The sequence below is a fragment of the Nostoc sp. genome (assembly GCF_036917975.1).
Taxonomy (GTDB): domain Bacteria; phylum Cyanobacteriota; class Cyanobacteriia; order Cyanobacteriales; family Nostocaceae; genus Nostoc.
This window is the reverse complement of record NZ_JBALEJ010000048.1, coordinates 20,862-43,958: the sequence shown is the minus strand read 5'-3', so window position 1 is coordinate 43,958 and position 23,097 is coordinate 20,862. Positions and strand designations below refer to the sequence as shown.

The following is a 23,097-nucleotide window of genomic DNA, read 5'->3' as shown; positions in this document are numbered from 1 at the left end:
AATTAGCGATTAAAGGCTTTGTCGCAGTGCCAAATAAATCCATGCGCTTAGTTATGCAAGGCGTGGGAACCCGATTTGATAAATTTTACGATCGCCCCTGGAAACCAGAAGAGGCTAGGCAAAAGCGCTTAGTTTTCATTGGTCGTGATTTGAAGTCTTCAGAAATTGAATCACAACTTGTAGCTTTATAATTATACCCAGATGCCCGACTTCTTTAAGAAGTCAGGGATCTTTCTCCTGAGAGTTAAGAGTTATGGGAACTCCAAGAAATAAATTATCCAATATTGTGGGGTGGGCGTCTCGCCCGCCATATAAACTGGGCGTGCAATATGCCCACCCCACAAGAGTTAATTGAATATTTTTTTATTTGGAAGTCCCTATAAATAACTAGTTAATTCAAAACAAAAATTCTTCACTTGACAAAAATATGACGATTTCTCAACTATTTAACGTTGCCAATCTTTTCGTATTACCATTTTGGGCGTTGATGATTTTATTGCCGAACTGGAAAGTCACACGTCAGATAATGTCATCATATCTACCCTTTGTGCTTTTAGCAGGGACATATTTATATTTGTTTATTAACAGCATTACGCCAGAAAATGCCCAAGCTTTATCGAATCCTCAATTAGCTGATATTGCGCGATTTTTTACAGATGAAACTGCTGCGGCAACAGGTTGGATTCATTTTTTAGTGATGGATTTATTCGTCGGTCGCTGGATTTATTGGGAAGGACAGAAAACAGGTGTTTGGACAATTCACTCTCTGGCTTTGTCTTTGTTCGCTGGTCCTTTGGGATTACTATCTCACATCTTGACTGACTGGATTACTAAGACATTTTTCCCCAAGTTTCAGCAAAATGAAACGGTGACGTTAGCAGAACCAGAAGTATCATCAACTGGCACATAGTACCGCAAGGCGGAATTCAAAATGACGCTCGTTCGCGTAGCGTGTCGCAGACAAGACTCGCTAACGCTGCGCTAACAAAATTCAAAATTCAAAATGAATAGAGCATAAAGTTTTCAGAAATTTTGAATGGTATGTCTATTTACGCCGTGGTGTAATAGTAATAGTGGCTGACATCTGGGCATTGGTATCAACTTAATGTGAAACGGGCGGTTTTTGTCTAGTTCCCAGTCTCCGACTGGGAATGCCATCTTAGAGGCTCCGCCTCCATTGCTGGCGGCAGAGCCGCTTTTGAGTTGCATTTTCAGTCGGAGACTGGAAACGAGATTACGAGATTTGGAAAAAGGTTTCAGCTTAAATTGACACCAATGCGTACAGATGTGCCACCCTATTATTGATAATTGGTAATAGTTTACTGCCATTACCAATTATCTCATTTTCAAATCATTAACCGTTATCGTGTCTATAATCGGCATCTAACCAACAGCGTGGGAGAACTTCACCAGAAGGAAAAACAAGATTTTCTTTCTTAAAGGTATCAGGTGGCTGTTCTTCTTCACCTTGTTGTTTTCGTCCGTGAACGACATCATTATTCGGGTCAAGCAATTCTTGAATTTCCAGAATTTTTACCAATTCACTAGAGTTTTTGATTTGTAAAAGCATAGAGATTGCCTCAATAAGTTTGCATGAAATTTAAAAGTGAGTCTCAGATAAACTCACTCATATCTCAACCGATTAGAACGTTGAGATTCCTTAATGGTTAAAGGAAATTTTTACTAGATACATATAAATCAATACGGTTCAGTTAATGATAATTGCTCTTTGAAGACGCGATTTATCGCGTCTCTACATGAGGGTTTTGTTGCTCTATCTGAACTATATTGACAAGATGAATTACACCAGATTTATTTATGTATATCTGTGGTTTTTACATTTATAAAATTGACGCTGTAAACTAACCCTCAATTCAGCACCTCAAATTCAATCAGGAAATACTGACTGAGGAAATTGTTTGATTCAAATAATATTGGTTTTCGTGATTAGATTTCGCGTTGATATTTTTCCAAAATATCTACTAAAGTAACTTGGCATTGTAGCGGTAGTAAATCGATTAAAGGAAGTTCACTTCTACCGCCACCAATTTTTACTGTAATTGATTTCAAGACCTTTAAAACTTGGTCTTCACTTACGTTATTGGAAGTAATTAAGGGATACAATTGTTCAGCAACAAGAGTATGCAGCTTGGCATTAGATAAATAAAGATGCCATTTGGCAATGTCTATGTAGACATTTTCGCCAATTTCAGCTGCTAGGGCTTCCAGTAATTCTGTGGTGTTAGTCTTTGCCATAAAAATAACCCTACATTAAGAAAGAGTGCGAAATCTCAGGCTTTTTTATATTATTGCTCAATTAACAGGCTGATTCCACTACCACAGGTTACAATCGCCCTAGCATCAGCAGTCCATCTTCAGGTGGATTTAGGTGGAGTTTCGCTGTAATTAGCGATCGCACTAATATAGATTAGATGCACCAATACTATTCCTGTCCAGCTTGCAGTCAATAACGGCAGCCACTCCCAGGTAGTGGCTTTCAAGATGTGGAAAAACCATAACCCAGAATTAATCGTAGCAGCGATCGCCACATGCACGGCAAAATTCATCCGGTCATCGATCTTGCGGTAATCAGGGTCTTTGCGATCGGGTTTGCGAGGCCAACGAGGAGGCATAAATATTTCTTACAGATTTAAATACACCCTATTCAGGGTAACTGAAACTTTAGCAGATTTTTACTGAGGTTTGAATATTCAGCTTTGGCAAATCATTCACGGGAGCAATGCGATCGCTCGGATGACGTGCTATATAATTCTGATGGTATGCCGCAGCCTGATAAAAACCTGTATTAATTTTTAATTTTTAACCGAGTACCGTGGGTTTAAGTCCCCCGATTCAATAACCGGTAAGTTTTGGGTCGGGGTCTAAATCCCCGGACGCTCGCAGACTCGCTACCGCTTCGCTAACACAAAACTTACTTGCGACTTGCGACTTGCGACTTGCGACTTGCGACTTGTTTTAATTCTGCCTTACGGTACTAGCTAGCCTGACCAACTTGTGTAGCTTCTGGAATTTCAATCAATTTCCCAGTTTTGACATCATATAGATAGCCATAAATTGGAATTTCTGGCGGTACTAATGCATGAAAGCGAATCCGTTTCACGTCTGCATAGACGCTTTGTGCCTGTTCGGTGATAGTCAACCAGTCAATAAACTCGGCTTCGCTTGAACCTCCTCCAGAACCAACATCATGCCAACCCGTTTCGTCTATTTTGGCGGTTTTCAAACTATTCGCCAATAAATTTCGGATAACTTGGTCTGTGAAGGTTTCCATACCACAATTCGTGTGGTGAATCACGAACCACTCACGAGTACCAAGTAACTTATAAGAGATTACTAAAGAGCGAATTGCATCATCACTAGCGCGTCCACCTGCATTCCGAATTACATGGGCGTCTCCTTCAGCCAATCCAGCAAATTTTGCTGGGTCAAGTCTAGCGTCCATGCAGGTGAGAATAGCAAATCGACGAGCCGGCGGGATAGTGAGGTCGCCTTTGTCACCAAAATTTTCAACGTAAGTGTGGTTAGCTGATAGGACTTCTGTTAAAACTTGACTCATGATTTTAATTTGATATCTCTGTGGGCAATAGTTCGACCAGTAAGTTAATGTTGCTGATTTAACTACGGTAAGTCGATAGATTTTAGATATTTTCTAAAAAGTACTTTCCCACGAGTTCATCTAAAAGGCAAGTATCGTTATTACATAACGCGATGTGCGACTTATTCTTGAAACCTCACTTCCATTCCTCTCCCCGAAAGGTCGAGAGGCTTTGATTCTTGCTCCCCAACGTTAGTAGGGAAGGGGTTGGGGGTTAGGTGTGGAAGAAAGTCGCACACGCAGTTATATAGCCTCAAAAATAGTTTCCATCCCCGTTAGGGGCGATGTGATCGGAAAGCATTACTCAAATCCAGAGAATTGAAGACTTCGACCCGAAGACGTTTCCATCCCCTTTCGGGGCGATGTGATCGGAAAGAAAGAAAAGGTTGCTCAAATCAGGAGCGGGGGTTTGTTTCCATCCCCTTTCGGGGCGATGTGATCGGAAAGTTGCTATCTCCTTGTTGATGATTATGATTTTTATAACGGGTTTCCATCCCCTTTCGGGGCGATGTGATCGGAAAGCCTTGCAGTATCTCATCTCGCTCCACACATTCTTGGAGGGTGTTTCCATCCCCTTTCGGGGCGATGTGATCGGAAAGGGAAGGTTGCATTTTTGCATCCGTCCATCGGTAGCGTTTCCATCCCCTTTCGGGGCGATGTGATCGGAAAGTTTACTCCTCTTTTGGAAAAATTTATTTCTGAAAAGTTTCCATCCCCTTTCGGGGCGATGTGATCGGAAAGAGTTCACTTCTAGAACCCTTACTGGGCAAGGGTTTGAGATACCCAAATCGACACCACTTTTTAAATTGTCAATAGTTGCCAATTCATTCTCAATAAGAGACTGATTTTGTAGCCTGAAACCCTTGCTGTGCAAACAATCGACACCAGTCAACGGAGTTATGCGGTTTTCAAGGTTCTGGCGAGTGGTGTCGATGAGTTCAACACACTAGGAAAAAATGTATAGTACTTTACCTGAAATTGTCAATATTTTGTCAAAATCCTTAATATTTATGAGCGAGAATGTCGGTAAATTAGGAATCTTAACAATTTTCTTCTGATGTTTCACACGCAGCAATACTCACCCAGCGACTAGAACCATCTTGCCAATGTTCTTTCTTCCATATAGGCGCATTGTGTTTGAGCGTATCAATAGCATATTGACAAGCTTCAAATGCCTCACTGCGATGGGGACAACCCACCGCGACTAAAACGCTGATTTCCCCAACTCGCAAACGTCCAACGCGATGATGAATCGCGACTCGATTCACATCAGACATAGATAAGCGAATATCAGCAGCAATTTGATAAAATATCCGCAATGCCATCGGTTCATAAGCTTGATACTCTAGAGCGATCACAGGTTTACCATCGGTTTGATTGCGAACCATGCCACTCATCACAACCACAGCACCATTGGCTGGATCGTCAGACTTGGTGTAAATTTCTTCAAGAGATAATGGTGCAAAGGTAATGGCAAAACTATCTTCGGCTCTTGGTTTAACAGCAGAGGCAAGTGTGGTTGTCATAACAGCTTTGATATTGTCTGGGCTTTTATATTGTCTCTGAAAAAAGCTTTGATAGTCTATAGACATCTCCGAAAAAGAACGTAGAGACGTAGCACTGCTACGTCTCTACAAGGGTTCTGGGTAACGCATATTTAATTTCTGGAGATGTCTTATGTTTAACGTCCTGCACAATCTAGACGATCGCAATCATATCTACCTTTAATTTTTTGATTGAAAAAGCTGCCAATGGAGTCAGAGGAGTGTAAATCTTCCCAAGTATCTTCGTCTACGCCTAAGTATTGATAAACAGCGCCACTTTGAAACTCAACTTGCAAAATCTGTTTGTTGCGATCGTAGCCTACAGCCATAGCCATTGAGGAGACGACTGGTAGCATCAAAATTGGTTCTTTTTCAAAAGGTAATGCAGTTGTTTCGGCAATCGCTTCGTTGAGTTCTTGCAATCCTTCATAAGCCTGTATTGGCGCTGGAATTTCCAAAAACTCTAATTCGTCGCCTCGATCGAGCAACAACTGCAAATATCCATCAGAGTGAGCGATCGCTACTAAACTGCTCAAGTCTACCTTAGATAGCTTCATTTATTTTGCGCTCTCCTATTGGCGTAGTCGGGAGTGTTAAAGTTTTATACAATACTTAAGTGCCTTAATAGTATATTTGTACTATTAAGGCACTCTGCTGTCAAGTTTTTTCACCAAGCGAGAATTGTATTTGTGTAGAGACGCTTTGGGAACTCCAAGAAATAAATTACCCAATAGACATCTCCAGAAATTAAATATGCGTTACCCAGAAACCTTGTAGAGACGTAGCAGTGCTACGTCTCTACATTCTTTTTCGGAGATGTCTAATATTGTGGGGTGGGCAACATGAGCGCCTTATGGACTGGGCGCTCATGTTGCCCACCCCACAAGAGTTAATTGGATATTTTTTGGAAGTCCCTTAGTCCGTGCGTAAGTCCTGAGAGAGAATGGTATGTTTGTTTTTGCAAGCTTGTATTAATATCAAATGATCGATGGAGCTTCAAACTGAAATTGATAAAGCAATAGCAGCTGTTGATTACCAGAAACTTCAAGCTGAGTTTCAAGCACAGAATGAATTGTTGGTGATTGAGAACTTTATCCCAAACTCCATCATTGAGCAGTTCTTGGCGCTGTTACCGTCTTTGCAACCTGCTATCAACCGCAACTATATTCCCAATCATAAAAAGGGCGGTAGTATCAGCCGCTATAGTTTAGATAGCCTAGCTCCAATTTTCGGAGAGTTTTATCAACTCAGTGCCTTTTTTGACTTCCTCAACCAAATTACGACAGAAAAACTCCTTCCCTGTCCTGATGCCGATCCCCATAGTTACGCGCTGTACTATTACACTGAGCCAGGAGATCATATTCAGTATCATTACGATACCTCTTATTATCGCGGGAAACGCTATACAGTGTTGCTTGGTTTAGTTGATAATTCATCCAGTAAGCTGGAATATCAACTCTATAAGGATATTCCTGAACGGGAAACGCAAAAGCGATCGCTCTCCTTAAGTCCTGGTACTCTAGTCTTATTCAATGGTGATAAACTTTACCACAGAGTTACTCCTTTGGGTGACAATGAACAGCGTATTGTCTTGACTTTGGAGTACGTCACCGACACCCGTATGGGTATGCTAAAACGTTTTGTCTCAAATATGAAAGATGCGATCGCTTATTTCGGGTTTCGCCAAGTGTTTCGCACTTAGTGTTTCTTCCATGTTAAGAATTAATTAACAAATATTGTCTTGAGCAAAAAACAGTCATTATAAAATACTGGGAAAATTTTTAGCTGAAACAAAAAGAAGCCTCACACTCACTCTTAGGAGTGTGAGATGAATTTTTGGGCAATGACGAATTGACCTACAACCAATTCAATCCTGCGGATTGAATTGGTTGTAGGTCGATAAGGAATTGCCATTTTCTGTGTTTGGCAACGAATCAATGAGTTCATCAATCACCTGAGTCATGGTTTTGTCTGCGTAAATGGCATAATTTTGAAGCTTATTAAACCTACGTTCTGACATTCTTAACCTTAATTGTTTGTTTTTCATTTTGGTTACACAATGGATACATATTATGTTATCCTGTATTCAGGTCGAAAAACAACAAAGGGCAAAATGAAAATTTCGTACCAATATAAGATTAAGCCAAATAAAGAGCAATCCGAAAAAATTGATAAAACGATTGAAATGCTGAGGTATCAGTATAACTATCTGCTTGCTCAAAGATTCGATTGGTACGAGATGAACCGATGTCCAAGGGACAGATGCTCATTGATTTGTCATTTACCAGAATTAAAAGAGCAACCCAACTATTACAATCAAAAAGCCTCTCTAGTTCAACTCAAAATAGACAGACCTTGGTACAAAGATATTCACTCTCAAGTACTACAGGAAGTTCCTAAAAAAGTTGAGATAGCTTTTGACCGATGGTTAAAGGGTGATGCTAACGGCAAAAAATCTGGTAGACCTAGATTTAAGGGTAAAGGGCAATACAAAACATTTACATATTCCCAATTTAAGAGACATCATTTTGTCAACAATAGGATAACGCTCTCAAAGATCGGGGATGTTAAGGTGATTGTTCATCGTCCAATACCTGACGGGTTTGATATCAAGACTGTATCTGTTACAAAAAAAGCAGATGGCTATTATGTCACCTTAAGCCTTGATTACAAAACAGTTCCAACTGTTAAACCTGATTTTGACGCTAACAATATTGTAGGAATTGATGTTGGGCTGATAGATTTTTATATTGCCTCTGACAATACCAGAATTGCTGCACCAAAACACCTCCGCAAGGCTGAACGCACTCTTAAGTCGGCACAGCGCAGAGTTTCTAGAAGAAAGAAAGGTTCTAACAGACGTAGAAAAGCAATCAAACAATTGGGTGTCAAGCATAAAAAAGTTGTGGATACTCGCAAAGATTTTCACTTTAAAACAGCCAAATCACTACTTGACAAGTATGATGTCGTAGCTGTGGAAAAATTGAATATCAAAGGACTCACTAAAACACGACTGGCTAAAAGTATAAATGATGCTGGTTGGGGACAGTTTATAGCAATACTTTCAAATAAAGCCGAGAATGCTGGTTTAAAAGTAATAGCTGTAAACCCAAATGGTACTAGCCAAGAGTGTTCTAGTTGTGGTCATAAAGTTAAAAAGCTGTTATCTCAAAGAACGCACAACTGCCCTAATTGTAAAGTCAGTTTGTGCCGTGATTTGAACGCATCTCTTAACATAAAGGCGCGTGGGACACACGCCCTCAAAGCTCAATTAATGTCTTCATAGAAGAGTCGTTGAGAAGCCCACACTCACCCTGAAAGGGGAGTGTGTGGAGTATGTCACATTTCCTGGTGTAATAGCTTTGTTGGTGACTTGAGGATGAAGGCAATTATATTAGCTGCTGGCGTTGGACGACGCTTAGGTAAAGACGGGCAAATCCAACCCAAATGCTTACTGAAATTTAACGGCAAATCTCTACTAGAGCGCCATTTGAACTATCTCCGTCATTACCAGATTAACCAAGTGGTAATTACTGTGGGTTATCAAGCACAAAGAATTCAGGATGAAATCAAAGCATTAGGAGCCGAAAATTGGGTCAGTACAGTTTATAATCCTGATTATACTAAAGGCAGTGTGATCAGCCTTTGGACTGTACGTCAGCATTTAGCTGCTGGCGATGAGATATTATTGATGGATGCAGATGTGTTGTGCGATCGCCGCATCATCGAACGACTGGTAAAGACAAATATCCCCAATAGCTTCTTACTAGATCGGGATTTTGAACCGGGAGATGAACCCGTAAAACTTTGTGTTAAAGATAATTATCTAGTGGAGTTTCGCAAACAAGTAGCTCTTGGTTTGGTTTATGATTTGATTGGCGAGTCAGTGGGATTCTTTCGGTTTGGAAGTGCTGCTGCTCAACGTCTTGCTAATCGCACAGAAAAGTATGTTGCAGACGGACGGCATGATGAACCTTATGAAGAAGTAATTCGGGATCTATTGTTAGAAACTCCAGAAGAATTTGGCTATGAAGATATCACGGGATTACCTTGGCTAGAAATCGATTTTCCCCAGGATATTCAACGTGCCCAAAATGAGATTTTACCTAAAATAGAAGTCGCAGAAAATGTCTGAGTAGACAAGCAATCGCTTTAACCACGGGATTATGTGATTACTTCGTTCCGTTATCACTGCGCTCGTAATGACAATTAAGGATAAAGCGAGCGATCGCTACAGTAACCCATAACCCTTACCAGTTGGCAGCCGACATCTATGGTATTGGTTTCCTAACTGCTGACAAGATTTGCACGGAATATCGGAATTGCCCCTGACTCCGAATTTCGTTACCGTGTGGAAATTATCCACTGCCATAGTGTTGCCCCCGAAGATGGTCATTGTTACCTACCACAGAGCCAACTGATTGAGTAGGTAATCAAACTACTGCTTGTCAATTGACTTACAGTTGTTTTAGCCATTAAAAAAGTTGATAATATCTATACTGAAAAAGTTTTGGATTAGGACAGAGTAGATTATGACATTGAAAAACACCTTTGGAGAATATAGTTTTGTCAGTAAAGTAGACGTTACCAATCTGGAAGCTAGTGTCGAGTGGTACAAGTCTAAGCTCGGATTAATTCCTGAAGAAAAATATGACACGCCTAGTTGGAGACAGTTGAGTATCCCTGATATTGGGAATCTTGCAATTGGATTGAACTTAACTAACTCAGTTGAACCAGGTAGTGCTGTCAGTACCTTTGTTGTAAACAATCTAGCTGCTGCTCGTCAAAGCCTTATTGAAAAAGGAGTTGAAGTTGGGCCAATTACAGATGTCGGTCACGGAGTTCAGCTGTCTGTCTTCAAGGATGTTGACGGAAACTTGTTGGGGCTTCGGCAAAATCCGCAGTCTTAACCTGGATTTACACGTGAATACTCCCACACTGACGCTTACGTACAGTGTGGGCTTCTCAGCGAATCCCGATATCCCGTCGGACATTAACTGAGCTTTATTTAAACTGCACGAGATGCCGCTTTGCACAGTTGAACAAGTACAAAAATGTTCAATCCTTTGTAGTGTCAGAGTTTTACCTACCCACAGTGGCGACACAAAAATGTCTATTACTGGGTAGAACCCCCAACTCTGAGTTTTCATGCCCCGTACTTCGTTCCTCTGGCAGCGATCGCAGTATATAAGCGATATGCTTCAATTCACCAGGGTTTTATGCCAAGCTATATAGTTTTTACTGCAATCGCTAAAACTATATCTACTATGGATAAACTGGGGACAACATTAATTGTTTCTCGAATTTTTCCCTTGTCCCTTGCGTGGGTGAATACAAAGTATCCTCGCGCCCAGAAACTTTCTCCGACGAAATTCACCACTCTCTACCATCTTCCATAGTGACCCCATCTGTGGAATCCTCCTCCAAATCCGAAGTTGATGCCAAAAGTAGGATAGGGCGGCCCGTAGATGACATAGGGGTTGTAGGCGTAAGGGTAAGGAGGTGCTGCGGTATAATAACCATCTTCGTTACAAACCTGAGCAGTATGTTGTACAATTGTTTTCGGTACAACAGTCTCTTGACCAGTATAAGGTAGATTAAAGTACCCATCCTCAAAACCACGGGCAAATTCACCTCCCACAGTCCGAGGTTTATAAGCAACTCTATTGCGAGCGGTTTGTTCTCCTTCTCGATAACCATCTGCATAAGCATGGGGATGATCCGCCGCCGATTCTTTGAGAACCCTGTTGTAAGTAACAGGATAACAGGAAACAATAGGATCAGCTTTAGCGGCTTGGGTAAAAAGTAAAGATGTTGAGCCAGCGATTAAGCTGAATATTGCAGCAACAACTATTTTATTCACAGCCTTTAACCTCATTTATTGCTTAATGCTCTAAGCCCTTTAACTTTAATTATAAAACCTGAATCCTTGCGGTGACATGAGCCAAAAATCAGAAATTTCCTGTCAACACCCCTAGCCTAAATGCATGGGGATTCTAGCCTAAAGTCTTAGGAAGACCGATATCACGGTTGATATTGACAGTGATTAAAACCACCGTTGGCACTTCCTCCACGCATCTGTTGTCAAGTGGCTTCCGTGCCGTTCGGCGTTTTTCTTGTGATTTCGTGTTTGGGATCAAAGGGAAGCGATCGCCTAGCCTTGTTTTTACTGGCTAGAATGGGGTGAGTATCTCATAAAAATTATTTATAGCACAGTATGGCGGAAATAAACCATCTATTTTAAATAGCCAGAAAGCTTACAAAATAAGCATTCTTTCTTTTTACTTTTGCCTTCTTGTACTAGCGATCGCCATTGCCTATGTAGAGACTTTACAATGCAACGCCTCTAGTTAAGGTATATTTCTAAAAACGAATAAAATGACAGCGATAATTATATGGTCTGCTGCCTAAATCCTAATTGTGAGAATCCCCAAAATCCTGACGAGGCAAAATTCTGCCTCCGTTGTGGCACAGAGTTGGTATCGCTACTAAGAAATCGTTACCGAATTATCACGCCATTGGGGAGAGGAGGGTTTGCACGCACATATATCGCAGAAGATATAGATAAACTCAATGAAAGATGTGTTGTTAAGCAACTCGTTCTAAGTCAATTTTATGGCAGTCAGGGTAGTCAGGCACATAAAAAAGCGACTGAGTTGTTTGAAAAAGAGGCCAAACGTCTCAAAGAACTAGGAGAACATCTCCAAGTTCCCAATTTGTATGCATATTTTAAGGAAGCTGAATATCTGTATTTAGTGCAGCAGTTTATCGAAGGACAAAATCTGTTACAAGAGTTAAAACAGCAGGGAGTTTTTGATGAAGCTAAAATTCGAGATTTTTTAAATGATTTATTATCTGTGCTGGTAGACATACATCAACAGCAGGTAATTCACCGAGATATTAAACCAGAAAATATTATTCGCCGTCAAAATGATCGAAAGCTAGTATTAATTGATTTTGGGGTGGCAAAGCAAAATACGGAAGCTACAAATACTGCAATAGGAACAATTATTGGTTCATTAGGTTATGCACCGATTGAGCAAATGCAGGCGGGAAAAGTTTTTCCATCCAGTGATATTTATAGTTTAGGAATAACTTGCTTTCATCTGCTGACTAATATTTCTCCTTCGAGTTTGTGGGTGAAACAAGGGTATGGTTGGACTTCTAATTGGCGACAGCATTTAACGCAACCCATAAGTCAGGAATTAGGGATAATTATTGATAAGTCACTACAAGAAAATCATGAGCAGCGTTATCAATCTGCACAGGCTGTCTTAGAAGACTTAAAGAAGTTGCCACCGCTAAAGTATATATTAGCTACTACAGTTATTCCACCGACTTTGCCATCAGGATCGCAACCACAAAATCAACATAAATCAATTCGATATCTACCGCAATTTTCTAATATTAAATTATTGTTTGGATCAATAATTGCTGGATCGGGTAGTTCATTTTTAGTGATCGCACTTATAAGTTTCCTCGGAACTACTTGGATTAGCTCTGGATTGTGGTTACTAATTTTAGGAGGATTAGTCTTTATTCAATCTCGCCCACTTGTAGAAAAAACTTATTTAACTATTATTTCTATAATAGCAAATTTACTCGTTGTCTTGATTTTTAGAAATCTCCTAATCAATAATCTTTTCAAAACTGGTGTCAATGGACTACTACTTGTAGGATTGCTAGTTATTCTGACAGGTTTATTGACAGTTATTATTATCGGTGTGTCTGAAATAATCAATAAAGTTATTTCTAAATATTTTTAAACTTTTGGTCTGCCTCAATTGTCATAAATCTCTTGATTTCACATAAATTTTGTAGAATTTGGGTAATTATTCATGAAAAATAAAAAAGAAGATTTGAAGCTGCTTATTTCTCTAGGTCTAGCTGGGGTAATGGTAGCAGCTATTTTATGGTTAATTAGCAAAGTTTCTTCTACTATCATAACAACATCATCAAACCCCACACAAACTTCATCTTCGGTTGGAAATAAGCCTTCAGTAATGAATTTGGGTACAAGAATTTTGTTGAAAGTGCAAACATATCCTGAGAAAACAGATGGAGTTAAAGCTTTTGCTGAAAAAGATTTTACCACTGCTGTGCAAAAGTTTACTGCTTCTCTCAAAAATAATCCTAATGACCCCGAAACTTTAATTTATTTAAACAATGCCAAAATTGCACGAGATAATTCAGACAATCTGAAAGTTGCTGTGATAGCATCAATTAACTTCGATCCTAGTTTATCAGAAGAAATCTTACGTGGTGTAGCTCAAGCTCAAAATGAAGTTAATAACCAAGGAGGAATTGCTGGTAAAAAGCTGCAAATTGTGATTGCAAGTGCTGAAAATAGAGAAGATTTTGCCCGATTAGATAATGAATTAGTTCAAGACAAGAGCATTGTGGCAGCAGTAGGAGTTAGACGTAACGCCGCAGTTTATAATCAGAATCGCTTGGTGTTAGTGTTTCCTATCGAGCGACCAAATCAAGCCGAAAATCAAGAAAAATCAGATAACAATTCCATAAATAGTCAGCCGAATAGTTCCCCAACTAACTACTTTTTTCATGTAAATCCGCTATATGATAATTTAATAGATACTCATTCTCGCTACATTGCTCGACAAGCAAGAAATGTTGCTATTTGTGGCGATGTTCCTAGCTCAAGAGATAATTCAACCACTTCATCAAATCAGATACTTGTAGAACAGTACACTCAAGCTATCAAAAAATATGGCAGCAATGTTATTAGTACGCCTTGCAATTTGGCAGATAAGAATTTTGACCCTAGAGCTTTTGTAGATAAAGCCATAGAAACAGAAAATGCAAGTGGCTTTTTATTAATGCCTTCAATCAGAAATATATATTTTGCTAGCAAAGTGGCACAAGAAGTTAAAGGTAGAAAGCCCCTGTTTGCTTCTGAAACTATGTACAGTGCAACAACTTTACAAAATGGCAAGGATCTCGAAGGAATGGTTTTACCCGTGTATTGGCATCGTGATGCTAATAAAAATAATCCCTTTGCGAAAAATGCTTTTCAGCTTTGGAATGGACAAGTAAATCAGAGAACGGCAGGAGCTTATGATGCACTCCAAGCAATTATTGCTGGCTTAAAACAAGACAGTACCCGCGAAGGATTACAAAGGGTATTGTCTAATCCCAATTTTTCAACATCTGGAGCAACCGGAATGATTAAGTTTTCAGCCTCCGGGGAGCGTCAAGGAGAAGCAATGCTAGTCAAAGTTGAGCGTTGTGAGTCTTGCTCTAGTGGAACTGGTTACGATTTTGCCCTCTTGAATAAGAAGTAGTTTTTTAACGTTAATTTTCATTCTAAAGATATAGATTGAGCCAAAATAAGTAATCTGTTTAATTTGAATGTAATACTAAATTGCTTGATTTGATAGCGATAAAAAATAGAAGCGATCGCTTCTATTTCTCTATAACGAAAACTTTCGTTTCTCTACCCATAGTTGTGAGTGCGATCGCTCAAAAGAAAGAGGCAATATACCTAACCCCTATGTCAAGCTTATATTAGTTAAGAATTATGAACACTCTTGCCGAGGAGAACACGAATGGTAGCTACATTAGATGATACGAAACGCAATGCAATTGCTGTAAAACTTGCAAGTCTGAAAGCTCTCCAACAGTTGGTCATAGAAAACGAACAATCGCTTTTAACGCAAGGACTTGATGCCGAAATTGCCGATCGCATCCGAAATTTTATCAATGACGATCAAAAAAACCTTGGTGTTTTAGAAACCGTAATTGTTCAATATGGTATTCAAGCTGAACCCAAGAAAACTGTTACACAATTCATTGAAAAAGCTCGTGAATTGTTCAAAGGTTCTGAGTTGAGCCTGTATGAAAAAGTATCTCAGCATGAATTACTGAAACATCAATTAGTAATCACTGGCTTGATAGTTCACAAAGCTGCTCAAAAAGTTGGCGCTGATGTGTTGCTAGCGATCGCACCTTTGAATACCATTAACTTTGAAAACCGCGCTCACCAAGAGCAACTCAAAGGTATTCTAGAAATTCTGGGTGTCCGCGAACTCACTGGACAAGACGCAGATCAAGGAATTTGGGCACGTGTTCAAGACGCTTTGGCCGCAGTCAGTGGTGTGGTAGGTAGTGCTGTCACCCAAGCCAGCGACAAAAAGGATCTGAATATCCAAGATGTCATCCGCCTCGATCACAACAAGGTAAATACCCTATTCACCGAACTACTGCAAAGCAACGATCCTCAGAAGATCCAAGAGTACTTCGGTCAAATTTACAAGGATCTAAGTGCCCACGCTGAAGCCGAAGAGGAAGTAGTCTACCCCAGAGTACGTCCTTTCTACGGTCAAGATAACACCCAAGAATTGTTTGATGAACAAGCTCATGCCAAGCTAGCGTTAGAGGAAATTAAGGCTCTTAGCCCATCTTCACCGCAATTCAAAGAAAAAGTCAAACAGCTATTGGCTGCTCTCGGCGATCATATTCGTCAAGAAGAAACCACACTGTTTGCTGCCATTCGCAACAACTTGAGTACTGAGCAAAGCGAACAACTTGCTACTGAATTCAAAGCCGCTAAGACTAGAATTCAACAAAAACTTGGTGTTGTTACCGAATCGAAGTAGGATGCTTTCAACGAAAATCGGCGGGAATCCCATACCTTCAAGGGTTGTCCGGGATAGCCGCCCGCCGAGTTAGTCATTGGTGCTAATAGTCCCTAAAAAAGGTTAGTTAAATAAAAACTGCCAGCAGATAAGCGCTGGCAGTTTTTATTTACACATTTGCCTCGTTCCCAGTCTCCGACTGGGAATGCCCGTCGTTGGGGCTGCCGCCTCCCTTACTGGCGGCAGAGCCGCCAGGATCAGCATTTCCAGCCAGAGGCTGGAAACGAGGTTTTAAAATGCCAGCAGATAAGCGCTGGCAGTTTTTGTTTACCTCAGCACTCAGCACTCGGAACTCAGCACTCTTCATAAATTTTGCCGACAGTATTTATAAGCGGCATAAGCCATAGTTACAACCCCGGTGATAATTGCTGATTCATCAACTTCAAATTGGGGATGGTGTAATGGGTGATTAATGATTCTTTCTTTGTAGCCTACACCCAAGCGAAACATGGAACCAGGGGCGTGTTCCAAATACATCGAAAAATCTTCAGCACCAAGGGAGGGTTCGGGTAAGACTTGAACGCGATCGCTACTCCAAGCTTCTTCGGCGGCTGATTGTAACAATTGCGTCAAATTATAATCATTTTGGACGCTGGGTACACCTTGGCGATAATTAACTTGATAGTTTGCTCCGTAGGTATGGCAAACATTAGATACAATATTTTCAATCCAGTTTGGGAGATGGGCACGGGTTTCAGGATGGAGCGATCGCACGGTTCCCAATAACTGCACTTTATCGGCAATTATATTCGGCGCTCTACCACCATTTATCTTCCCGATGCTCAATACTACAGGACGCAAAGGATTTTGTGTCCGGCTGATGGCTTGTTGCAGTGCAGTAATAACTTGACAAGCAATCCAAATCGCATCAATCGCCTCATGGGGACGCGCCCCGTGTCCAGATTCTCCCATAATCAAAATCTCTAAATCATCAGCAGCGGCCGTCAAAGCCCCGTAACGCACCCCAATAGATCCTGCGGGTATAGAAGGGAAAACATGAACCCCTAATACAGCCGAGACATTTTCCATCGCCCCATCTTTCACCATCCAGCTTGCCCCTTGGGCAATTTCTTCAGCTGGCTGAAATAAAAACCGCACTTTCCCACCCAATTCCTCAGCCAATTGGGACAGCACCATTGCCGTTCCTAAGCCCACAGTGGTGTGGACATCGTGACCACAAGCGTGCATAACACCATCTGCACAAGAGGCATATTCCAAATTAGTCCCCTCTTGAATGGGTAAGGCATCCATATCACTGCGAATTGCCAATAAACGGCCATTTTGGCTAGTGCCTTGGAGTTCTGCAACGACACCAGTTTTGCCAACTCCCTCTTGTACGTGCAGACCACTGGAAGACAAAACACCAGCTACGAAGGCTGCTGTTTGATACTCCTGACCGCTAAGTTCTGGGTGAGAGTGGATGTGGCGGCGAATTTCAATTAAGCGAGGCGCTAGTTTTGCAGCTAAGTCTTTAATATGGGTAAGCATGGATTTAATTAATCTATAGGCTTTTTTCCCATGATAAAGAATTGTTAACAAACAAAATGCTTTTGCTATACAAGGATAGTTGATAGCAAGCAAAGGGGTGGGGGAGGATGAGGGGGATGAGGGAGAAATAATAAGTATTAGACATCTCCAGAAATTAAGTATGCGTTATCCCGAATCCTTGTAGAGACGTAGCAGTGCTACGTCTCTACATTTATTTTCGGAGATGTCTATTCCAATCCCCAGTCCCCAATCCCCAGTCCCCAGTCCCCAGTCCCCAACCTATTTTGAATAACAGGTTGTGCCTAAAGTATTTTCGGGTTTGAACCGATTACATTCTCTGGTCTTTTGACGCTCTGACGACCAGTCATAAATCATATCGGAGGTGACGACACCATTAGCCAGAGTTGTTAGTCGAAAGTTAGCCCCCCGAAAATTAGTAAACTCTAATTTGGCATCTTTTAAGTTTGCTGCTTCTAAATTGGCGCTAATGAAACCGGCAAAAGACAGATCGGCATTTTCCAGGGATGCTGATTTCAAATTTGCTCCTGTTAAAGAAGCACCGCTGAGATTCGCCTTATTCAGAATCGCACCTTCTAAATTTGCACCAGTGAGATCGGCATTAGTGAGATTAGCTTGAGATAATGTAGCGCGACTCAAGTCAGCCCCGCGCAAATCTGCTCCAGTTAGATTCAGTTGAGTTAGGTCAGCACCACTCAAATTACATCGGGGACAGGCAGTTGTTGCCTTCAACTGATCCAAATCTAGCTGATTTAGTGCAACGGCCTGCTCTGCAAACCCAAAACAAGCTAACAGGGCGACGGTAGCAACAATCTTAAGTTTCATATTTTTTACTGATATTTACAAAAATGACAAATTACGCATACAGCATACTGTCATACTTACATATACCGCTTCTCTAAGGAAGAACAGGGATGAAGCATTCATTAAGAAGCTGTAAAAATACTATAAATTCTAATGGTAATACTACTCAAACTGAAATATAGGCTATAGAATCGATTCGTAAGGAACTATACCGAACCAATTATAGACTACCACATATGTGATCCCCCTAGCTCGATGAAAAACACGACTAGGGGGATCTTGTTTTTGGGGATTGGGGACTGGGGATTGGGGACTGGGGATTGAAAAGAGGCAGAGGGGCGGGGGGTGGAGACAAAACTCTTCTCCCTTGCTCCCTTGCTCCCTTGCTCCCCCTGCTTCCCCTGCTCCCCCTGCTTCCCCTGCTCCCCCTGCTTCCCCTGCTCCCCCTGCTTCCCCTGCTCCCCCTGCTTCCCCTGCTCCCCCTGCTTCCCCTGCTCCCTTCACTTCAACGCCATCCCAAAAGGCGCAATCCGGGGACAATTAGGTAGTAACTTGCTCCTAACCATAAGCTGATAAAGAAGCCCACAGAACCAAAAAAAATCAGAGGCGAGTATAAGTCTGACCAGGCTGGTTGACTAGTAAATTGGAAGATGGGAGGTGCTAACTTCAAAAGAATCAAAACGGCATAGGCGATCGCACTTCCAAAGGCCGAGAACACCGCGTACACTACATGATGGCTGCGAAGTCCTAAGCCCAAGGTGAGTAAGCTAGCTGCTACTAAAATCACTGCCACTAAGCCCTCGCCGCTATCTTTTGGGGTGATTAATTGCAAAATCAACCAACCAAAGCCATAGCTAATCATGCCCATTAGGGATGCTACTAAAAACCGCCGCCGTTGACCAAAACACCCCGATACTGTTAGTCCCCAAGCGGTTCCCCAGCCTGCGGCAACGAACACCAAAATATCTGCGCCGAAGACGGGTTGAGTATTTGGCACTAATTGGTTTAGCTGACTCGAAATAGATTCCACAAATTGACGCCCTAAGCTGGTGTGATAGGCCAAAATAAAACCAGCGATCGCACCAAAACCAGCGCCGATACTACTCAAGATCATTGCCCAAATCGTCGCCAAACAAGCTCGGAAAATTTTGATGATTGTCTGAGCAATAAAAATAATGGTTTTGGTGACAGCTTGGCTAAAATTAGCCAAAATTTGCTCAATAGCTTGTGTTAGCTGTGTAAATCTCTGGGAAACTTGGGTTGAGGTTTGCTTAATCTTGTTTCGCAGTTGGGCAAACAACCCTGGTGGCGGTAATGGTTGAGAAATCTTCGCCAAACGTTTTTGAATTATAGCTGCATTTGCCGGACGCGATCGCACATCTTCCTGTACCATCTCATCCAACAAATCTGCCAATTGGGGGTTGACATTCACCCCAGTTCGCCAGCGTAATTTCCCCGTTTGCTGATCTTCTAACTCTAGCGGGTATTTGCCTGTTAATAGTTCAATCACCGTTCGACCAAGGGCATAAAAATCGGCACCTGGCCCAACAATACCTCCAGTTACTTGTTCTGGTGGACTGTAACCAGAAGAAAATAAGCGGGTGGAACTAGACTGAGAACGCAGTTTAGAGGGGGTAAATTGTTTTGCTCCCCCAAAATCAATTAGTACCAAGCGATCGCCTTCTGTTGACCCTTGAGACTGGGTTACAGATGGCGAAGATGTTCCCAGCATTAAATTAGAAGGTTTAATATCTCGGTGAATAATCTGACGTTTGTGTAATTCTTGTAAAATTTGTAGAGATTGGGCAAACCAATTTAAAACCAAATCCTCTGGACATCCTTGGGGAAATTTTTTTAATATCTCCTCTAAAGTCCGCCCATTGATTTTTTCCATTACCAAACAAGGCAATTGGTGCGGTTTGGGATTAAACAGGCTGACGTTAAAATACCCATCGGCATCAACTGTGGGGACACCCGGATGCTGCAAGCTAGATAAAACCGCCGCCTCTTGGGTAAATAATTCCAGTGCCTTTGGCGAATCTTCTACCAACACTTTTAGTACTTTCTCAGTTTGAGTTTTTTCATCCCAAACTGTGTAGATTTGAGCAAATCCTCCCGATCCCAATGCCTGAAGCGGAACATAGCGGTCTAACAACTCTAGCGGTGCGCCACAGCTGTTGCAAAATTTGTTTCCCCAAGGCTGAGGATAAGGACGTTGACAATCAGGATTTATGCAGTGAACCGCACTCTGAGTGATGTGGGACACAACCGCTACAATACAAAGGCTGACTTGATTTTAGCGTTTCTTGAGGTTTCCTGATTTTAAAATAGCCAAAAGGAAAACCCTCATAGATTTTATGAGGGCATTCGCTTATATTTACAGCAGATTTCCAAGAAGTTGAATTACAAAAGCTAAGTCTCAAAGCAAGGTATAAAGCCTGTTTTACTTCTGTTAGCCCATTCTGAATTCTGACTCCTGAATTCTGACTCCTGAATTCTGACTCCTGAATTCTGCTGTATCTCAGCCCTTAATTACGAAAACTTCTCTTACTTTGTCTGTGCTTGGCAACTTCTTTGCGCTTGCGTTTTTCTAGGGGTGTTTCAAAATGACGATGCTTTCTCATGTCTGGAAAAATTCCAGCCTTGGAAACTTCTCGCTTAAATCGTCGTAAGGCTGACTCAATGTGTTCATTGTCACCTACAATTACTTGGGTCATTATTTCTCCTAACTAAGTTGACTTCATCAATGGCTATGGGGACATTCAGGAGTGCTGAGTAACCCCATACATAAATCTAGGGGATAGTTACAGAACTTGTCGAATTATTGAAATAATGACAAGCACTTGTTTCTGGGCACTCAGCACTGCTTTGGTAACATTACAAAAAAAAGACAGACTCCTTGTCTGACCTTAAGACTTTAGGTAAATTTTTTTGTTTCCAAAGTTAGTAGCGTCCGCCACGTCCGCCACCGCCGCCGCCGTATCCTCCTCCTCTGTTACCGCCACCAAAGGAACCTCTATCACCTCTGTCTTCCTTGGGTTTAGCCTTATTTACTTTCAGGTCACGACCCATCCACTCAGCACCATCAAGGGCTTCAATGGCAGCGGCTTCTTCAGCTTCAGTTCCCATTTCCACAAAAGCAAAGCCTCGCGGACGACCTGTTTCACGGTCAGTAGGTACTTGAACTCGTTTTACAGTCCCATATTCTGCAAAAATACCACTTAAATCTTCTTGTGTAACGTCATAAGAGAGGTTACCTACATAAATTGACATCGATTCTCTCCAAAATCATCACTGTGTAGAGATTTTAATTTCTCTGAGAAGTCTGTAAATACTAAAAGGAAAAAGCCTTTCAATACTAAAACCAAAGACATCACTAAATTAATTCTCCTAATCATAGGATGACATACGAGCCAACTCTCTGCATCCAGTAGATAGTTAATTAGTGATGCGATCGCGTAGGTGCGATCGCTTGCCCCACTGACCCTAAGTATAGTCCACCACAAAATCGGGTTGGAAATGGAAGATAAATTCTGTAGGGTGATATAGGAAATCAGACATACAGGGGCACATCTTTAATATCCGAATTGAATGTTTGACTGCATTTAACCATGAAGCATTACTCCAAGATTTTAATATGAAAGGCAAAGTCAGGCAACAAATATATATAACAATTCAAAATTCAAAATTCAAAATTCAAAATTAAGAATCCCCAATCCCCAATCCCCAATCCCCAGTCCCCAATCCCCAGTCCCCAGTCCCCAGTCCCCAATCCCCAATCCCCAATCCCCAGTCCCCAATCCCCAATCCCCAATCCCCAGTTCAATCAAATTTCGCCTCTTGACCTGAACAATCAAATAGATGTAAACCTAAGCGTTGGGAAAGTTCTTCACACACCTTTACCCCTCGCACACTATTACCACGCACATCCAGCAGTGGCGAAAAAACGCCAATGCCCATCTTATTGGGTACAACGGCAATAATCCCACCACAAATACCACTTTTCGCTGGAATACCAATTTTATAAGCCCACTCACCTGCAAAGTTGTACATTCCACAGGTATACATCACACTGAGAATATCTTTGATATAACGCTTATCTACCGCCCGTTCTTTGGTGATAGGGTTAATACCTCTGTTAGCCAGGGTAGCTGCCATCACGGCTAAGTCTTGGCAATTTACCATCACAGCACACTGCTGAAAATAAAGATCCAGCGCCTCTTCTATGTTCCGGTCAATCATGCCAAAGTTGAGCATTAGATGGGCCATTGCACGGTTACGATGCCCGGTACTACGTTCTGAGGTAAAAACTGAAATGTCAACAAACACGTCGCGGCCAATATATCGCCGAAACATATCTAGCATTCGGTTGAGGCGTTCGGTGGGGCCGGAACCTTTGATTAAGCTGGTGGTTGCGATCGCCCCAGCATTTACCATTGGATTATAAGGTCGCTTCGATTGCTCATCCAAAATAATCGCGTTAAATGCATCCCCCGTCGGTTCTACACCAACTCTAGTCAAAACGTAATCTAGTCCATGATCTTCTAAGGCCAGTCCATAAGCAAATACCTTGGAAATTGACTGAATGGTAAAAAGTTGCTCGTAGTCTCCAACTTTATAAACCTGACCATCTACTGTGACAATGCAAATGCTGAACAAGTCCGGGTTTGCCTTTGCCAGTTCGGGAATGTATTTCGCTACTGCACCCTCCTGTACTGACTTGTACTGTGAGTGCAATTCCTTAAGAACAACTAATAATGGCGATAGTTCTATTTCTAAATCCCCTTGATGTGCTTGGTTTGTCATCAGGCTGATAGCATTTCCCAAAATATTCACTATATATAATAGGGTTCTACAGCCGCATATCCCTACAATTGCAAAGATTTTGGCAAAAACAGCTTGCTCTCAAAAATCATACTTGAGCAATTACTGAGGGTATAAAAGAGGTATTGTACTTTTTGATACTTTTTAA

24 protein-coding genes, 2 pseudogenes and 1 CRISPR repeat array are annotated in these 23,097 nt (G+C 41.5%); of the genes and pseudogenes, 11 read left to right on the top strand and 15 right to left on the bottom strand.

Going from position 1 to position 23,097, the window contains the following annotated elements:
- Positions 1–8: 8 nt before the first annotated feature.
- Together V7K76_RS21085 and V7K76_RS21080 are read left to right on the top strand one after the other, a co-directional pair.
- Positions 9–191: pseudogene (locus V7K76_RS21085) on the top strand (GTP-binding protein); the annotation flags it as partial.
- A 236-nt stretch (positions 192–427) separates the two neighbouring features.
- Positions 428–910 (top strand): ABA4-like family protein, encoded by a 483-nt coding sequence (locus V7K76_RS21080; protein WP_334778986.1) that lies wholly within the window; start codon positions 428–430, stop codon positions 908–910.
- Positions 911–1,354: 444 nt separating this feature from the next.
- Here the strand turns inward: V7K76_RS21080 and V7K76_RS21075 are convergent, their stop codons facing one another.
- The 6 genes from V7K76_RS21075 to V7K76_RS21050 all read right to left on the bottom strand — a co-directional run bounded on the left by V7K76_RS21075 (position 1,355) and on the right by V7K76_RS21050 (position 5,717).
- Positions 1,355–1,570 (bottom strand): acetyltransferase, encoded by a 216-nt coding sequence (locus V7K76_RS21075; protein ID WP_334778984.1) that lies wholly within the window; start codon positions 1,568–1,570, stop codon positions 1,355–1,357.
- A 377-nt stretch (positions 1,571–1,947) separates the two neighbouring features.
- Positions 1,948–2,256 (bottom strand): DUF3181 family protein, encoded by a 309-nt coding sequence (locus V7K76_RS21070; protein WP_094352809.1) that lies wholly within the window; start codon positions 2,254–2,256, stop codon positions 1,948–1,950.
- A gap of 119 nt (positions 2,257–2,375) precedes the next feature.
- Positions 2,376–2,633: a hypothetical protein gene (locus V7K76_RS21065; RefSeq protein ID WP_334694584.1), complete on the bottom strand. Its 258-nt coding sequence runs from the start codon at positions 2,631–2,633 to the stop codon at positions 2,376–2,378.
- 362 nt (positions 2,634–2,995) lie between these two features.
- Positions 2,996–3,577 (bottom strand): beta-class carbonic anhydrase, encoded by a 582-nt coding sequence (locus tag V7K76_RS21060; protein WP_334778983.1) that lies wholly within the window; start codon positions 3,575–3,577, stop codon positions 2,996–2,998.
- Positions 3,578–3,878: 301 nt separating this feature from the next.
- Positions 3,879–4,357: a CRISPR direct-repeat array (repeat unit 36 nt; unit sequence GTTTCCATCCCCTTTCGGGGCGATGTGATCGGAAAG).
- A gap of 299 nt (positions 4,358–4,656) precedes the next feature.
- Positions 4,657–5,142 (bottom strand): molybdenum cofactor biosynthesis protein MoaE, encoded by a 486-nt coding sequence (locus tag V7K76_RS21055; RefSeq protein WP_334778982.1) that lies wholly within the window; start codon positions 5,140–5,142, stop codon positions 4,657–4,659.
- 155 nt (positions 5,143–5,297) lie between these two features.
- The gene (locus V7K76_RS21050) at positions 5,298–5,717 is read right to left on the bottom strand and encodes a KTSC domain-containing protein (RefSeq protein ID WP_334778981.1); all 420 of its coding nucleotides are present in this window, start codon (positions 5,715–5,717) and stop codon (positions 5,298–5,300) included.
- Between the two features lie 431 nt (positions 5,718–6,148).
- Here V7K76_RS21050 and V7K76_RS21045 point away from each other — a divergent pair, with 431 nt between their 5' ends.
- Entirely contained in the window at positions 6,149–6,862 is a 714-nt protein-coding gene (locus tag V7K76_RS21045; protein WP_334778980.1) for a 2OG-Fe(II) oxygenase, read from the top strand.
- A 165-nt stretch (positions 6,863–7,027) separates the two neighbouring features.
- Here the strand turns inward: V7K76_RS21045 and V7K76_RS21040 are convergent, their stop codons facing one another.
- Entirely contained in the window at positions 7,028–7,180 is a 153-nt protein-coding gene (locus V7K76_RS21040) for a hypothetical protein (protein ID WP_334778979.1), read from the bottom strand.
- Positions 7,181–7,273: 93 nt separating this feature from the next.
- Between V7K76_RS21040 and V7K76_RS21035 the strand changes: the two genes are divergently transcribed.
- The 4 genes and pseudogenes from V7K76_RS21035 (at position 7,274) to V7K76_RS21020 (ending at position 10,070) form a co-directional block, all read left to right on the top strand.
- Positions 7,274–8,446 (top strand): RNA-guided endonuclease InsQ/TnpB family protein, encoded by a 1,173-nt coding sequence (locus V7K76_RS21035; protein WP_334779006.1) that lies wholly within the window; start codon positions 7,274–7,276, stop codon positions 8,444–8,446.
- A gap of 93 nt (positions 8,447–8,539) precedes the next feature.
- Positions 8,540–9,295 carry a phosphocholine cytidylyltransferase family protein gene (locus V7K76_RS21030; protein ID WP_334778978.1) on the top strand — a complete coding sequence of 252 codons (756 nt, stop codon included), beginning with the start codon at positions 8,540–8,542 and terminating at the stop codon, positions 9,293–9,295.
- 86 nt (positions 9,296–9,381) lie between these two features.
- Positions 9,382–9,586, top strand: a pseudogene (locus tag V7K76_RS21025) (helix-hairpin-helix domain-containing protein); the annotation flags it as partial.
- Between the two features lie 106 nt (positions 9,587–9,692).
- A complete protein-coding gene (locus V7K76_RS21020; protein WP_334778977.1) occupies positions 9,693–10,070 on the top strand; it encodes a VOC family protein in 378 nt (125 codons plus the stop codon).
- A 473-nt stretch (positions 10,071–10,543) separates the two neighbouring features.
- Here V7K76_RS21020 and V7K76_RS21015 read toward each other — a convergent pair whose 3' ends face one another.
- A complete protein-coding gene (locus V7K76_RS21015; RefSeq protein WP_334778976.1) occupies positions 10,544–11,023 on the bottom strand; it encodes a hypothetical protein in 480 nt (159 codons plus the stop codon).
- 179 nt (positions 11,024–11,202) lie between these two features.
- Here V7K76_RS21015 and V7K76_RS21010 point away from each other — a divergent pair, with 179 nt between their 5' ends.
- From V7K76_RS21010 to V7K76_RS20995, 4 genes are all read left to right on the top strand, one after another.
- Positions 11,203–11,337 (top strand): hypothetical protein, encoded by a 135-nt coding sequence (locus V7K76_RS21010; RefSeq protein WP_335029998.1) that lies wholly within the window; start codon positions 11,203–11,205, stop codon positions 11,335–11,337.
- 218 nt (positions 11,338–11,555) lie between these two features.
- The gene (locus V7K76_RS21005) at positions 11,556–12,926 is read left to right on the top strand and encodes a serine/threonine-protein kinase (protein WP_334778975.1); all 1,371 of its coding nucleotides are present in this window, start codon (positions 11,556–11,558) and stop codon (positions 12,924–12,926) included.
- A gap of 72 nt (positions 12,927–12,998) precedes the next feature.
- Positions 12,999–14,462 carry an ABC transporter substrate-binding protein gene (locus tag V7K76_RS21000; protein ID WP_334778974.1) on the top strand — a complete coding sequence of 488 codons (1,464 nt, stop codon included), beginning with the start codon at positions 12,999–13,001 and terminating at the stop codon, positions 14,460–14,462.
- Positions 14,463–14,726: 264 nt separating this feature from the next.
- Positions 14,727–15,776 (top strand): hemerythrin domain-containing protein, encoded by a 1,050-nt coding sequence (locus V7K76_RS20995; protein WP_334778973.1) that lies wholly within the window; start codon positions 14,727–14,729, stop codon positions 15,774–15,776.
- A gap of 148 nt (positions 15,777–15,924) precedes the next feature.
- Here the strand turns inward: V7K76_RS20995 and V7K76_RS20990 are convergent, their stop codons facing one another.
- The 7 genes from V7K76_RS20990 to glsA all read right to left on the bottom strand — a co-directional run bounded on the left by V7K76_RS20990 (position 15,925) and on the right by glsA (position 22,931).
- Positions 15,925–16,122, bottom strand: a complete 198-nt coding sequence (locus tag V7K76_RS20990) for a hypothetical protein (RefSeq protein ID WP_334778972.1) — start codon at positions 16,120–16,122, stop codon at positions 15,925–15,927.
- Positions 16,119–17,303 carry a M20 family metallopeptidase gene (locus tag V7K76_RS20985; RefSeq protein ID WP_334778971.1) on the bottom strand — a complete coding sequence of 395 codons (1,185 nt, stop codon included), beginning with the start codon at positions 17,301–17,303 and terminating at the stop codon, positions 16,119–16,121. The genes V7K76_RS20990 and V7K76_RS20985 overlap by 4 nt, the downstream gene beginning before the upstream one ends.
- Positions 17,304–17,582: 279 nt before the next feature.
- Complete coding sequence (locus V7K76_RS20980; RefSeq protein WP_334778970.1) at positions 17,583–18,146, bottom strand: pentapeptide repeat-containing protein; 564 nt, start codon at positions 18,144–18,146, stop codon at positions 17,583–17,585.
- Positions 18,147–18,630: 484 nt separating this feature from the next.
- Complete coding sequence (locus V7K76_RS20975; RefSeq protein WP_334778969.1) at positions 18,631–20,391, bottom strand: serine/threonine protein kinase; 1,761 nt, start codon at positions 20,389–20,391, stop codon at positions 18,631–18,633.
- Between the two features lie 262 nt (positions 20,392–20,653).
- Positions 20,654–20,842, bottom strand: a complete 189-nt coding sequence (rpsU, locus tag V7K76_RS20970; protein ID WP_012407716.1) for a 30S ribosomal protein S21 — start codon at positions 20,840–20,842, stop codon at positions 20,654–20,656.
- A gap of 226 nt (positions 20,843–21,068) precedes the next feature.
- The gene (locus V7K76_RS20965; protein WP_334696741.1) at positions 21,069–21,398 is read right to left on the bottom strand and encodes an RNA recognition motif domain-containing protein; all 330 of its coding nucleotides are present in this window, start codon (positions 21,396–21,398) and stop codon (positions 21,069–21,071) included.
- A gap of 549 nt (positions 21,399–21,947) precedes the next feature.
- On the bottom strand, positions 21,948–22,931 hold the full coding sequence (gene glsA / locus V7K76_RS20960; RefSeq protein ID WP_334778966.1) for a glutaminase A: 984 nt from the start codon (positions 22,929–22,931) through the stop codon (positions 21,948–21,950).
- Positions 22,932–23,097: the final 166 nt, after the last annotated feature.